13 protein-coding genes are annotated in these 13,298 nt (G+C 72.9%); 7 read left to right on the forward strand and 6 right to left on the reverse strand.

The annotated features are described in order from the left end of the window. Together V7E45_RS32560 and ssuE are read left to right on the forward strand one after the other, a co-directional pair. On the forward strand, positions 1-1,012 hold a 1,012-nt coding region (locus tag V7E45_RS32560), incomplete at its 5' end, for an ABC transporter substrate-binding protein (RefSeq protein WP_333777836.1). 89 nt (positions 1,013-1,101) lie between these two features. Next, the gene (ssuE, locus tag V7E45_RS32565) at positions 1,102-1,659 is read left to right on the forward strand and encodes an NADPH-dependent FMN reductase (RefSeq protein ID WP_333777837.1); all 558 of its coding nucleotides are present in this window, start codon (positions 1,102-1,104) and stop codon (positions 1,657-1,659) included. A gap of 79 nt (positions 1,660-1,738) precedes the next feature. Here the strand turns inward: ssuE and V7E45_RS32570 are convergent, their stop codons facing one another. The 6 genes from V7E45_RS32570 to V7E45_RS32595 are packed head-to-tail and all read right to left on the reverse strand — an operon-like array spanning position 1,739 to position 8,564. Next, entirely contained in the window at positions 1,739-4,483 is a 2,745-nt protein-coding gene (locus V7E45_RS32570) for a fumarate reductase/succinate dehydrogenase flavoprotein subunit (protein WP_443056311.1), read from the reverse strand. Positions 4,484-4,494: 11 nt separating this feature from the next. Then, entirely contained in the window at positions 4,495-5,283 is a 789-nt protein-coding gene (locus tag V7E45_RS32575; RefSeq protein WP_333777838.1) for an ABC transporter ATP-binding protein, read from the reverse strand. Next, positions 5,267-6,148 carry an ABC transporter permease gene (locus V7E45_RS32580; RefSeq protein ID WP_333777840.1) on the reverse strand — a complete coding sequence of 294 codons (882 nt, stop codon included), beginning with the start codon at positions 6,146-6,148 and terminating at the stop codon, positions 5,267-5,269. The genes V7E45_RS32575 and V7E45_RS32580 overlap by 17 nt, the downstream gene beginning before the upstream one ends. After that, positions 6,145-7,488 (reverse strand): ABC transporter substrate-binding protein, encoded by a 1,344-nt coding sequence (locus V7E45_RS32585; RefSeq protein WP_333777841.1) that lies wholly within the window; start codon positions 7,486-7,488, stop codon positions 6,145-6,147. The genes V7E45_RS32580 and V7E45_RS32585 overlap by 4 nt, the downstream gene beginning before the upstream one ends. Before the next feature lie 15 nt (positions 7,489-7,503). Continuing rightward, positions 7,504-7,731 (reverse strand): 4Fe-4S dicluster domain-containing protein, encoded by a 228-nt coding sequence (locus V7E45_RS32590; RefSeq protein ID WP_055491243.1) that lies wholly within the window; start codon positions 7,729-7,731, stop codon positions 7,504-7,506. Positions 7,732-7,772: 41 nt separating this feature from the next. Beyond that, positions 7,773-8,564 (reverse strand): GntR family transcriptional regulator, encoded by a 792-nt coding sequence (locus tag V7E45_RS32595; RefSeq protein WP_333777842.1) that lies wholly within the window; start codon positions 8,562-8,564, stop codon positions 7,773-7,775. Between the two features lie 216 nt (positions 8,565-8,780). Between V7E45_RS32595 and V7E45_RS32600 the strand changes: the two genes are divergently transcribed. The 5 genes from V7E45_RS32600 to V7E45_RS32620 all read left to right on the forward strand — a co-directional run bounded on the left by V7E45_RS32600 (position 8,781) and on the right by V7E45_RS32620 (position 13,133). Beyond that, complete coding sequence (locus tag V7E45_RS32600; protein ID WP_333777843.1) at positions 8,781-8,978, forward strand: putative leader peptide; 198 nt, start codon at positions 8,781-8,783, stop codon at positions 8,976-8,978. A gap of 173 nt (positions 8,979-9,151) precedes the next feature. After that, entirely contained in the window at positions 9,152-10,354 is a 1,203-nt protein-coding gene (locus V7E45_RS32605) for an LLM class flavin-dependent oxidoreductase (RefSeq protein ID WP_333777844.1), read from the forward strand. A gap of 20 nt (positions 10,355-10,374) precedes the next feature. Further along, positions 10,375-11,811, forward strand: coding sequence for an NtaA/DmoA family FMN-dependent monooxygenase (locus tag V7E45_RS32610; RefSeq protein WP_333777845.1), 1,437 nt, complete (start codon positions 10,375-10,377; stop codon positions 11,809-11,811). Then, complete coding sequence (locus V7E45_RS40755) at positions 11,808-11,993, forward strand: hypothetical protein (RefSeq protein WP_443056312.1); 186 nt, start codon at positions 11,808-11,810, stop codon at positions 11,991-11,993. The genes V7E45_RS32610 and V7E45_RS40755 overlap by 4 nt, the downstream gene beginning before the upstream one ends. A 12-nt stretch (positions 11,994-12,005) precedes the next feature. Beyond that, the gene (locus tag V7E45_RS32620) at positions 12,006-13,133 is read left to right on the forward strand and encodes an MsnO8 family LLM class oxidoreductase (protein WP_333777846.1); all 1,128 of its coding nucleotides are present in this window, start codon (positions 12,006-12,008) and stop codon (positions 13,131-13,133) included. The last annotated feature ends 165 nt before the right edge of the window (positions 13,134-13,298 follow it).

Genomic DNA, 13,298 nt, shown 5'->3' on the forward strand with positions numbered 1-13,298 from the left:
CCCCCAGGTTCCCGGCTCCGCTCGAACAGGGGGCGCCCCCACCGCCCGCCGCTCCGCCGCCGTCGCGCTCGCAGTCACCTCCGCCCTCGTCCTCGCCGCCTGCGGAAACCCCTCGGACGGCGGCACCACCGCGGTCGCGGCGACGAAGGGCACCACGACGCGGATCAACAACAGCCCCGACCAGAACCGCGTCACCACGGACAAGGTCGACTCCATCGCCGCCGAGGTCCCGGCGGCGATCCGCAGGAGAGGCACCCTGGAGATCGTCGAGTCCTCCGGGTCCGCCGCGCCGCTCACCTACTACGCCACCGACAACAAGACCGTCATCGGCGTCGAGCCCGACATCGCCTTCCTGGTCGCCGACGTCCTCGGCCTCGAGCCGCACTTCAACACCGTCTCCTGGGAGAACATCTTCGTCGGCCTCGACAGCGGCAAGTACGACGTCGGCTTCAGCAACATCACCGACACCGAGGAGCGCAAGGAGAAGTACGACTTCGCCTCCTACCGCGAGGACAACCTCGGCTTCGAGGCGAAGAAGGGCAGCGGCCTCAAGGTCAGCGGGCCCAAGGACGTCGCGGGCCGGACGGTCGCCGTGGGCAGCGGCACCAACCAGGAGAAGCTGCTCGTCGAATGGAGCAAGGAGGACGTGAAGGCGGGCCTCAAGCCGGTCGACATCAAGTACTACCAGAACGACAGCGACACCCACCTCGCCCTCCAGTCCGGCCGGATCGACCTCTACCTCGGCCCCAACCCGACCGCCGCCTACCACGCGGCCACCACCGGGAAGTCGGAGGTCGTCGGCACCTACTCCGGCGCAGGCGCCACCCTCCAGGGGCTCATCGCGGCCACGACCAAGAAGGACAACGGACTGGTCAAGGCCCTGGCCGACGCCCTCGACGAGATCATCGACAACGGCACGTACGCCAAGGTCCTGGGGCGCTGGGGCCTGTCCGACGAAGCCGTCACGAAGTCTCAGGTCAACCCGCCCGGCCTGCCCAGGACCAACGAGTAGCCGTCCTCCCAGGCCGCCCACAGGCGCGGGGCCGCCGCCCGCGGCCCCGCACCGTCCCCACGACCGTCCGAAGCCCCGAAGGGTCCACCATGGCCACCGTCCTGTCCGTCTCCGGAAGCCCCTCCGCCACCTCCCGCACCGCCCGGCTGCTGCGCCACCTCGACAGCCGGCTCACCGCCCAGGGACACGAGGTGATCCCGCTGGACGTCCGCACCCTTCCCGCCGAGGCGCTCCTCGGCGCCGACTTCCAGCACCCGGCGATCGTCGAGGCGACGGCGCTGTTCGACCGCGCCGACGGCGTCGTGATCGGCACTCCCGTCTACAAGGCCGCCTACTCAGGGCTGCTCAAGGCGCTGCTCGACTTGCTGCCGCAGTACGGTCTGGCCGGCAAGACCGTACTGCCGCTGGCCACCGGCGGGAGCACCGCGCACGTCTTGGCGATCGACTACGCCCTGCGCCCCGTGCTCAGCTCCATGGGCGCCGCGCACATCGTCCAGGGCTGGTTCACCCTCGACCGGGACATCGTGGTCGGTGACGACGGCACGCTGACCGTCGCGCCGGGTACGGCCACGGCGCTGGCCCAGATCGTCGACCGGTTCTCCGACGCGCTCGGCAGCCGCACGGCCCTCCTGGCGGCGGCCGGCTGAACGCCCTGGGCGTGACCGCCGCCGGTCAGGTGGGGGCGGTGTGAGCCCGCGCGGGCCCCGGTCACCCGGGGCCCCGGTCTCACAGGGCCCGCCCCGCGTAGGCCCTGACGTCCGCGTCCGAGTCAGCCGTGGCCGTGGCCAGGGCGGCGCGGGCGTCCCCGGACCCGCGGTGCCGGGTCAGGGCCAGCACGGCGGCCTTGCGGACGTCGGCGTTGGGATCGGCCACGGCCTTGGCGAGGGCGGGGACGGCGAGGGCGGGGGCCGCGGCTCCGAGGGCGGTGGCGGCACCGGCCCGCACCTGCCAGGCGGGGTCGGACAGGGCCGCCTCGGCGTGTGCGGCGAGCGGGCCGGGGCAGCCGGTCGCGCCCAGGGCCCCGTAGGCGGCCGCGCGCACCAGCGCGTCGGGATCGTCGGCCAGTTCGGCGAGGGCGGGCAGGAGCACGTCCGGGTCGGCCGCGGGACCGGTGCCGGCCAGGGCCTTGGCGATCGTGACACGGACCTCGCGGGACGGTTCGGCGGCCGCCGCGCGGGCGACCGCCGCGGTGGCGCCGACCGACGCGAGCGCCCGTACCGCCGCGCCACGGACACCGCTGTCGGAGTCCGGCAGCAGGGCCGCGAACAGGTCTTCGTCGCCGGCACGCAGCCCCCGCAGGATGTCCAGGGCGGCGGTACGGACGACGGGATCGGTCCCGGAGAGGGCGACGACGAGGCGGTCACGCAGGAGCGGGTCCGGTGCCAGTGTCTCGACCAGCTCGCGCAGCGAGGCGGCCGCCGCCGCGCGGACGCTCGCGTCGGTGTCGGTGAGCGCCGCGGCCAGGGCGGCTCCGGTGCCCGCCGGCGCGGTCTCCGTCAGCACCGCGATGGCGGTACGGCGGACCGCGGGCTCCGCGTCGGTCAAGTAGGGCGCGAGCGTGGGCAGTTCGGGCTGGTCCTCGGTGAGGGCGAGGAGTTCAAGGAGCCGTGGTGCGGCCGGCGCCTCCGCGTCGGTGCCGGGCTGGGTGGTGACGGCGGGGACGGGTTCCAGCCGCGTCGTCCCCGGTGCCGCCTCCCGGGCACCCGCCGTCGCCACCTGCTCCGGATGGACCTGGCCGAGCGGGCGCGAGGGCCCGCCGACCGGGGTGTACCCCTGGACCGGTACCAGGTAGGGCGCCACGGGACGCGCCGTGAACTCCATCGCGCCTGACGGCGACTTGCGTAGATCGAGGTGGTGGAACCAGGACGCGTCGTCACGCTCGGGGTGGTCCAGCCGGTCGTGGTAGAGACCCCACCGCGACTCCGTGCGGGCCAGGGACGCCCGCGCCGCCATCTCCGCGCAGTCGCGGATGAACGTGACCTCCGCACAGCGCATCAGCTCGTGCGGGGTCCGCGCGCCCATCTCGGCGATGTCGGCGCGCATCCGCTCGAACGCCTCCAGGGCGAGTGACAGCCGGGCGCCCGTCTTGGGCGGAGCCACGTAGTCGTTCACGAACCGGCGCAGCTTGTACTCGACCTGGGGCTGCGGCGGGCCGTCGGGGTTGTGCAGCGGTCGGTAGATCAGCTCGTGCGCCTCGCGCACCTGGTCCGCCGGGAGCGGCCCTTCGTACGGCGTGTACCGCGCGGCGTCGGCGCCCGCCAGCTCGCCGTAGACGAACGCGCCGATCATGTAGTTGTGCGGCACGCACGCCAGGTCACCGGCCGCGTACAGGCGGGGGACGGTCGTACGGGCGTGGTCGTCGACCCGTACCCCCGAGGCCGAGTGGCCGCCGCACAGGCCGATCTCGGAGATGTGCATCTCGATGTCGTGGGTGCGGTAGTCGTGGCCGCGTCCGGCGTGGAACGTGCCCCGGGTGGGGCGTTCGGTGGAGTGCAGGATCGACTCCAGCGCCGCGACCGACTCCTCCGGCAGGTGGCTCAGCTTCAGGTAGACCGGGCCGCGGTCCGACGCGACCTCCGCCGCGAACTCCGCCATCATCTGTCCCGACCAGTAGTCGGAGTCGACGAAGCGTTCGCCGTGCCGGTTGACCTGGTAGCCGCCGAACGGATTGGCGACGTACGCGCACGCCGGACCGTTGTAGTCCTTGATCAGCGGATTGATCTGGAAGCACTCGATACCGGTCAGCTCGGCCCCCGCGTGGTAGGCCATCGCATAGCCGTCACCGGCGTTCGTCGGGTTCTCGTACGTGCCGTACAGATAGCCGGAGGCGGGCAGGCCCAGCCGCCCGCAGGCGCCGGTCGCGAGGATCACCGCGCCCGCGCGGACGGTGACGAACGCGCCCGTACGGGTGTTGAACCCCACCGCGCCCACCGCCCGGCCCTCGGTGGTCAGCACGCGGACCGGCATCACCCGGTTCTCGATCCGGATCCGCTCCCGCATCTCGCGCCGGCGCAACTGCCGGTAGAGAACCTTCTTGACGTCCTTGCCCTCCGGCATCGGCAGTACGTACGAGCCGGACCGGTGCACCTGCCGGACCGCGTACTCGCCGTGCTCGTCCTTCTCGAACTTCACCCCGTACGACTCCAGCCGCCGCACCATCGCGAAACCGCGGGTCGCGGTCTGGCGGACGGTGGACTGGTCGACGATGCCGTCGTTGGCGCGGGTGATCTCGGCGACGTAGTCGTCGGGTTCGGCCCGGCCCGGGACGACCGCGTTGTTGACGCCGTCCATGCCCATGGCGAGGGCGCCGGAGTGGCGTACGTGGGCCTTCTCCAGCAGCAGGACGTCCGCGCCGCGCTCGGCGGCGGTCAGCGCCGCCATGGTGCCGGCCGTGCCCCCGCCGATGACGAGGACGTCGCAGGTCAGCTCCTCGGCGTCGGTGCGGGCCGGGATCTTCACAGGGGTGTCCACCAGGGTGCCTTTCAAGAACCGAGTGACGTGAGAAGGTCGCGCCGCAGGGCGGTGCGCGCCGGATCGTCGTGGGCGGCGCGCTCGCGCGGGCGCGGTACGTCCCGTACGGCGACGAGGCGGCCCGCGCCGAGCACGGCCACGCGGTCGCCGAGGAACAGCGCCTCGTCCACGTCGTGGGTGACGAAGACGACGGTCGCGCCGGTGCCGCGCAGCACCTCCACCAACAGGTCCTGCATGCCGGCGCGGGTCTGGGCGTCGAGCCCGCCGAAGGGCTCGTCCATCAGCAGGGCGCGGGGGCGTCCGGCGAGGGCGCGGGCCAGCTGGGCGCGCTGGCGCTGCCCGCCCGAGACGCGGTGCGGCAACTGCCCTACGCGATCGGCGAGACCGACCCGGGTCAGCCAGTCCTCGGCCTGTTCCCTGCGCCGGGCGCGGGGCAGGCCCCGGATGGCGAGGGGCAGTTCGACGTTGGCGCGCAGGGTGCGCCACGGCAGCAGGGCGTCCTCCTGGAAGACCAGCGCCCGGTCGGCGCCGGGGCCGGTCAGCCGCCGGCCGTCCTGTTCCACCGCCCCGTCCAGCGCGGGCAGCAGCCCCGCCCAGGTGCGCAGCAGCGTCGACTTGCCGCAGCCTGAGGGGCCGACGACGGTGAGGATCTCGCCGGCGGCGACCTCCAGATCGACCTCGGACACGGCCGGTGCATCCGGCCGGCCGAGCAGGGCGCCGCGCAGGGTGAGGCGGGTGCCGCGCGAGCCCGCCGGCAGGGTTTTCGCCGCGCCCGGCACGGTCTCAGACGAGATGCTCATCGCATGCCTCCTCGGCCTCGGCGTCGGCGGGTTCGGCGGCGGTCGTGGCGGCGCGGGCGGGCCGGGGGCGGCCGCCCGGGACGTACGAGGTGCGGGGCAGCCAGCGGGTGAGGCGACGGCCGACCAGTTCGACGGAGGTGGACGTGAGCCAGCCGAGCAGGCCGATGGTGACCATGCCGACGAAGACGCCCGGGTAGTTGACGATCGTGTAGTCCTGCCAGGTGCGGTAACCGACGCCGTACTGACCGGAGATCATCTCGGCGGAGATGACGCAGATCCAGGACACGCCGATACCGACGGACAGGCCGCCGAAGATGCCGGGCAGCGCGCCCGGCAGCACCACGGACCGCAGGATCCGCCACCGGCCGCCGCCCATCGTGCGCACCGCCTCCTCCCAGACCGGGGTCAGCGCGCGGACCGCGTGCCGGGTGGACACCAGCACGGGGAAGAAGGCGGCGGTGAAGGTGATGAAGACGATGCCCTGCTCGTTGGAGGGGAACAGGAGGATGGCCACGGGGACCATGGCGATGGCCGGGACGGGCCGCACCACCTCGATGACCGGGCCGAGCAGGTCCTCGGCGAGCCGCGAGCGTGCCACGAGCACGCCGGTGGCGACGCCCAGGACGGCGGCGAGCAGGAAGCCGGTCAGAATACGTGTGACGCTGTCGGTGAGGTCGGTCCAGTAGTCGGGCCCGGTGAGCCGGTCGGCGAGGGTGCGGGCCACGTCCGTCACCGTCGGGAACTGCGCGAAGCGCAGCCACACGTTCACGTCGAGGGTGGTCAGCAGCTGCCACAGGCCGAGCGCGGCGGCCAGGGAGCCGGCCCGCAGCGCGAGCCGGCCCGCCCGCCCGGGGTAGCGGCTCACGAGGCCCGCCCCAGGGCGTCCGTGTACGTGATCACCCGGGCGCCGATGTGAGCCGCCGTGTACGCCCGCGCGGTGGCCGGGGCGACGAACGGCAGCAATCGCTCGCCGTCCGCCACCCAGACGGCCCTGTCGGCGAACCAGAGGGTGCCGGTGGTGGCGTCCGGTACGTACGCGGCGCGGATGCGGCCCCGGTGGCGGGCGACGTAGGCGAGGAGCCGGGCGGGGGAGGCGAAGCTCCGTGTCCTCGCGACGCCCTCGGGCCAGACCTCGCTCGCGGCGGCGGGCGGCCCGGCGGCGAGTCGCCCGGCGTAGCCGGCACCCAGGGCCTTCTTGACGTACCGGTCGTCGACGAACGAGTCCACGTCGATGTCGCCGGTCAGCTTGGCCGCCTTCAGGACGGACACGTCCTGCCGGAGCGCGGCGACGAGCCTCGGCTTGACGGCCGGGTCGAAGGTGGAGACGCCGTGGGCGCCGTTATAGAGGTAGACGACCTCGGCAGGCAGGCCGGTCGCCCCGGCGACCTTCTCAGCCGCCTCCACCGGACGGGCGTCGAGGTAGTCGGTCGCCTCCGCCTGCGCCTTCAGGAACGCCTCCAGCACGGCCGGGCGTCGCTGGGCGAAGTCCGCACGGGCGGTGACCCCGTGGAAGGTCGGCAGGTTCAGCTGCGCTCCGTCGTAGAGCGCCTTCGCCTTGCCCTGGTAGGCGAGCAGACCCGGCCAGGCCACGAACTGCGACAGCGCGTCCACGCTGCCCGCCGAGAGGGCCGAAGCTCCCACCGCGGGCTGCTGGTTCAGCTTCTCAATGCCCGTGTTCGGGTCGATGCCGGCCCGCTGCAGGGCCCGTACGAGGGTGCCGTCGGCGGCCGAGCCGACGCTCGTGGAGACCTTCCTGCCCTTCAGCCCCCGCAGGGAGGTGAGTCGGGAGTCCGGTGCGACGACGACCGTGTTCAGGCCGCCCTTGAGGTTGTAGCCGGTGACCGAGACCAGACGGGTGGGCTTGCCCAGCTGCTGCCCGCGGGCCGCGTTGATGAGCAGCGGGAAGTCGCCCATCGAGCCGATGTCGATCTTCCCGGCGGTCATCTGGGCGGTGATGGGGGCACCGGTCGCGTAGTCCTGCCAGTCGACCTTGTACGTCCTTCCGTCATGGAGGGCGTTCAGCTGCTTCTCGAAGTAGCCGAGGGAACGCAGCAGGGTGCCGGCGGTGACCGTGTTGATGGTCTTGGACTGGTATCCGACGGTGACGGTGACCGTGGAGCCGTCGCCCGCCTCGGCGCTGCCGCCGCAGCCGGACAGCGGGAGCAGCAGAGTGGCGGCGGCGAGTGCGACTGCCGTGCGTTTCATGGGAGTTCGGGCCTCTCAGCGGAGCAGATAGGGCATGTTGACCGTGACGGCTCCGGTGGGACAGCGGGCCGCGCACGGGCCGCAGTACCAGCACTCGTCGACGTGCATGTACGCCTTGCCGCTGCTGACGTCGATGGCCAGGGAGTCGAGCGGGCACATGTCCACGCAGAGCGTGCAGCCGTCGATGCACTTCGACTCGTCGATGGTCACGGGCACGTCGGCCCGCTGGGGCGCCAAGGGCATGGCTGTCTCCAGGAAGGTTGCGCTCTTCGGTGTGTGTGGCGTCAGAGGGAGCGGCGCAGCAGGCCGCTCATCGTGATGCGGTCGCCGCGGAAGCGGATGAACTCGAGGTCGACGGGCCGGCCGTCGGCCAGATGCGTGAGGCGTTCCAGCATCAGGACGGCCGCGCCCTGGGGGGCTTGCAGCACGGCGGCGGAGTGGGCGTCCGCGTTGACCGCCTCCAGGGTGATCTCGGCGTGCCCGAGGGGGAGCCCGCAGGCCGCCTCCAGCAGCCGGAAGACATCGGTGTTCTCCAGGTCAGCGGTGAGGAGCGCGGTGCCGATGTCGAGGGGGACGTAGGTGAGGTCGAGGGAGAGGGGCAGGCCGTTGAGGCGGCGCAGGCGCTCGATGTAGAGGACGTCGGCGCCCGGGGGCACGTGGAGGCGTTCGGCGACGGGAGCGGGTGCCGGGACGGGTCCCATGGTGCGGACCTCGTTGGTCACCCGCCCGTGTTCGCGGAGGGTCTCCGCCAGGCCCATCAGACGGTCGAGGCCGTGCGGGTACTTCTCGGCCACGACCAGCGTGCCGACACCGGGCAGACGCTCCACGAGCCCCTCGGTGCGCAGCAGGTCGAGGGCCTGGCGGACGGTGTTGCGGGAGACGCCGTATTCGGTGGCGAGGGCCGACTCGTGGGGAAGCGCCCCGTCGGGGAAAGCGCCGGTGAGCAGCTGGCGGCGCAGCAGGTCGGCGAGCTGCCTGGCCCGGTCGGCGCGCAGCCTGCGCCGGCTGCGGTGGGCGGCGACCGTGGTCGCGGCGCCTTGGCCGGCGTGGTCTCGGATGCGGTCGGTGGGCGGCATGGTCCGAACCCTAGCCATCCGGTAGGGATAGTGGTGTTGCTGGATTGTTGCGCCACCTGACGCCCCACCGGATGCGCCGCTGACCTGGGCGTTCGAGGTGGCGGAGGAAGCATCCGCCACGCTCCGCCAAGCCCCCGGAAAGAGCGCGCACGGTTTCACGTAACTGCAATACGCCCTCCACCTACCGCCGCCCCGCACCGCCTAACCTGCGACGACATGAGGCCCAGCACGTCGGAACGCGACCGCCACGCCCTGGCGGTGGCGCCTACCGGTACGCCCCCGGCCGCAGGGCTCACGGCGGCCGGTGCGGCAAGGGCGCTCCCCGTGGTCCAGGCCGTGCCCGGCGGCGTCCGCCTGTACGCCCGGGCCCACATCGACCTGCAGCGGGTGGCCGGCGCGCTCTGTCGCCCCTGACCTCCGCCAGGGGTCGGTCCTGACCCCCTCCCGGGGCTCGTCCGGGGCTCGTCCGGGCCCCGCCAGGGCCTCGTCCGGGGAAGGCCCCTGACCCACCCGCGCCCGCCCGCTGCCGCCCCCTCCGCGCGCGCATCCGGTACCGATCGACGCACGGCCGCCCAGGAAGGCACCTCGTGTCCGCAGAATCTCCGCTCCACCTCGCCGTCGCCCTCGACGGCACGGGCTGGCACCCCGCCGCATGGCGCGAGCCCGGCGCCCGCCCCCACGACCTGCTCACCGCGGGCTACTGGGCCGACCTCGTGACCGAGGCCGAACGCGGCCTGCTCGACTTCGTCACCTTCGAGGACGGGCTCGGACTCCAGTCCTCGCACCCCACCGAGCCGGACGGACGCACCGACCAGGTGCGCGGACGGCTGGACGCGGTACTCGTCGCCGCCCGGATCGCACCGCTGACCCGGCACATCGGCCTCGTTCCTACCGTGGTCGCCACCCACACCGAGCCGTTCCACCTGTCCAAGGCGATAGCCACCCTCGACTACGTCAGCGGCGGCCGCGCGGGTCTGCGTCTGAAGGTGTCGGCACGGCAGGACGAGGCGGCGCACTTCGGCCGGCGCACGTTCCCCCGCCTCGGTGCCGAGGACATCGACACACCGGCGGGCAGTGCCCTGGTCGACGAACTCCTCGAAGAGGCCGCCGACTACGTCGAAGTGGTGCGCCGGCTGTGGGACAGCTGGGAGGACGACGCGGAGATCCGCGACACCGCCACCGGCCGCTTCATCGACCGCGACAAACTGCACTACATCGACTTCGAGGGCCGGTACTTCAGCGTCAAGGGGCCCTCGATCACCCCCCGGCCACCGCAGGGACAGCCCGTCGTCAGCGCCCTCGCGCACCACAGCGCGCCGTACCGACTGGTGGGCCGCAGCGCCGACATCGGCTACGTCACCCCGCATGACACCGGCCAGGCCCGCGCCGCCGTCGCCGAGATCCGTGCCGGCCAGGCCGATGCGGGGCGGGCCGGGGAGGTGCTCCACGTCTTCGGTGACCTGATCGTGTTCCTGGACGACGACCCGAGGGCGGCCAGGGACCGCAAGAGCCGCCTGGACGACCTCGCGGGCCACGCCCTCGCCTCCGACGCCGAGGTGTTCACCGGCACCCCCGCTCAACTCGCGGACCTGCTGCTGGAACTCCACCGGGCCGGCCTGAGCGGCTTCCGGCTGCGCCCCGGAGCCGTCGGCCACGACCTGGAGCGGATCACCCGCGCGCTGGTGCCCGAACTCCGGCACCGGGGAGCGTTCCGGCGCGCCTACGAGGCGAACACCCTGCGCGGCCTGCTCGGACTGGCTCGCCCCGCCAACCGCTACGCGGCCACCTGAGCCGGAGGAGCCCCACGACCATGAGCCGCACCAGCACGAACGCCACCCACACGAAGGCCGCCACGAGCGACCCGATCACGGGCAAGCCCGTCAAGCAGATCCACCTCGCCGCCCACTTCCCCGGCGTCAACAACACCACGGTGTGGAGCGATCCCCAGGCGGGCAGCCACATCGAGTTCAGCTCGTTCGCACACTTCGCACGCACCGCCGAGCGCGCCAAGTTCGACTTCCTGTTCCTTGCCGAGGGGCTGCGCCTGCGCGAACAGGGTGGACGACTCTACGACTTGGACGTGGTAGGCCGCCCGGACACCTTCACCGTCCTGTCCGCGCTCGCCGCCGTCACCGAACGGCTCGGCCTGACCGGCACCATCAACTCCACCTTCAACGAGCCCTACGAGGTGGCCCGCCAGTTCGCCAGTCTCGACCACCTGTCGGGCGGACGCGCCGCCTGGAACGTCGTCACCTCCTGGGACGCCTTCACCGGCGAGAACTTCCGCCGCGGCGGCTTCCTCCCGCAGGAGCAGCGCTACTCCAGGGCCCAGGAGTTCCTCGCCACCGCCACCGAGCTGTTCGACTCCTGGCACGGTGACGAGATCGTCGCCGACCGCGACGCCGGCGTCTTCCTCAAGGACGCGCGAGCAGGAGCGTTCGTCCACCGGGGGCAGCACTTCGACATCGCCGGCCGGTTCGACGTGCCCCGCAGCCCCCAGGGCCGCCCCGTGATCTTCCAGGCCGGCGACTCCGACGAGGGTCGGGAGTTCGCCGCGTCGAGCGCCGACGCCATCTTCAGCCGGCACAGCACCCTGGAGGCGGGACGGGACTTCTACACCGACGTCAAGCGACGCCTGGCCGGCCACGGCCGTACACACGCCGAACTGCTGATCCTGCCCGCCGCGACCTTCGTCCTGGGCGACACCGACGCGGAGGCGCGGGAGCGGGCACGTGAGGTACGGCGCCAACAGGTCAGCGGGCAGACCGCGATCAGGTACCTGGAGCACGTCTGGAACCGGGACCTGTCCGGCTACGACCCGGACGGCCCGCTCCCCGACATCGACCCGGACCCGGGCGAGAACACCATCGCCCGCGGCAGGGCGAGCGTCCGGATGTTCCGCGACCCGATCGAGGTGGCCAGGCAGTGGCGCGAGCGCGCCACGGCCGAGCACCTCTCCATCCGCGAGCTGGTCATCGAGACCACCGGCCGCCAGTCGTTCGTCGGCTCACCGGCGACCGTCGCCGAAACCATCGACACCTTCGTCCAGACGGACGCCGCCGACGGATTCATCCTCGTCCCGCACATCACCCCCGGCGGTCTGGACGAGTTCGCCGACACGGTCGTCCCGTTGCTCCAGGAACGCGGTGTGTTCCGCCACGACTACACGGGCACCACACTCCGCGACCACCTCGGCCTGGATCACCCCGACGACCGGGCGCGGCGGACCCGGCGGGCGGCCTCGTGAGGTTCCTCGCCATCACGCTCGTCCCGCACACCCCGGACCCCGTGACCGGTGTCCGGAAGTCCACCGGCGCGCGCTTCCGCGAGGTGATCGACGACGCGCTGCCGGCCGAGGTCGGCCGAGCCGCCGCCGCGCCCACACCCGCGTACGGCCCCACGCCCGCACCAGCGTCCACCGACCGCTAGGAGCATCCGATCATGTCCGCCGTCCCGCTCGGGGTCCTCGACCTCGTCCCGATCTCCTCCGGCTCCACCGCCGCCGACGCCCTGCGCAACACCATCGACCTCGCCCAGCAGACCGAACGGCTCGGCTACAGCCGCTACTGGTTCGCCGAGCACCACCTCAACCCGGGCGTCGCCGGCACCTCACCCGCCGTCGTGCTCGCCCTGACCGCCTCGGCGACCTCCACGATCAGGATCGGCTCCGGGGCCGTACAACTCGGACACCGGACCGCCCTGTCCACCGTCGAGGAGTTCGGGCTGATCGACGCCCTGCATCCCGGGCGCCTCGACCTGGGCCTCGGCCGCTCCGGCGGCCGCTCACCGGGCGGGACGGCAGACCCCCGGCCCACCACCACCCCCGTCATCGACGGGCACACCCCGAACGGCCTGAAGATCCCGCCGCGGTTCTCCCCGGAGCACCTGGCCCGCTCACCCCGCTTCCAGCTCCAGCAACGGCTGCTGCGCCTGCCCGGCGCCGACGCGCAGGACTACGGCGAGCAGGTCGACGACATCCTCGCCCTCCTGCGCGGCGACTACCGCTCGGCGGACGGCGTCGAGGCACACGCCGTACCGGGCGAGGGCGCCGAGGTGGAGGTATGGATACTGGGCAGCAGCGGCGGCCAGAGCGCCGACGTGGCGGGCCGCAACGGCCTGCGTTTCGCGGCCAATTACCACGTCAGCCCGGCCACCGTGCTGGAGGCCGCCGAGGGCTACCGGGCCGCTTTCCAGCCGTCCGATCACCTCGACAAGCCGTACGTCAGCGTCTCCGCCGACGTCGTCGTCGCCGAGGACGAGGCGACCGCACGCGAACTGGCCACCGGCTACGGCCCATGGGTCCGCAGCATCCGCACCGCCGAGGGCGCCATCCCCTTCCCGACCCCCGAAGAGGCCCGTCGGCACCCATGGACCGAGGCGGACCGGGCCCTGGTGGCCGACCGGGTCGACACCCAGTTCGTCGGCACCCCGGCCCGTGTCGCCGACCAGCTCGAACAGCTCCAGGAAGCCACCGGCGCGGACGAGCTGATCATCACCACCATCACCCACGACCACGCGGACCGCGTCCACTCCTACCGGCTCCTGGCCGAGGAGTGGCGACGCCGGTGAGCCGAACCGCGTGATCGCCTCCTCAGGGCGCCCGATGAGAGGCCGCGGACGTCACCGAATGCCGGCGACGTGAGTGAAGGACTCGACCGCGTCCACGAACCGCTTGCCGACGTGGCGGACGTCCCGAGGGAGCGCGCCGGAGGGAGCCTGCGGGGTGCGGGGTGC

The sequence above is a fragment of the Streptomyces sp. IBSBF 3136 genome (assembly GCF_036815105.1).
Lineage (GTDB): Bacteria > Actinomycetota > Actinomycetes > Streptomycetales > Streptomycetaceae > Streptomyces.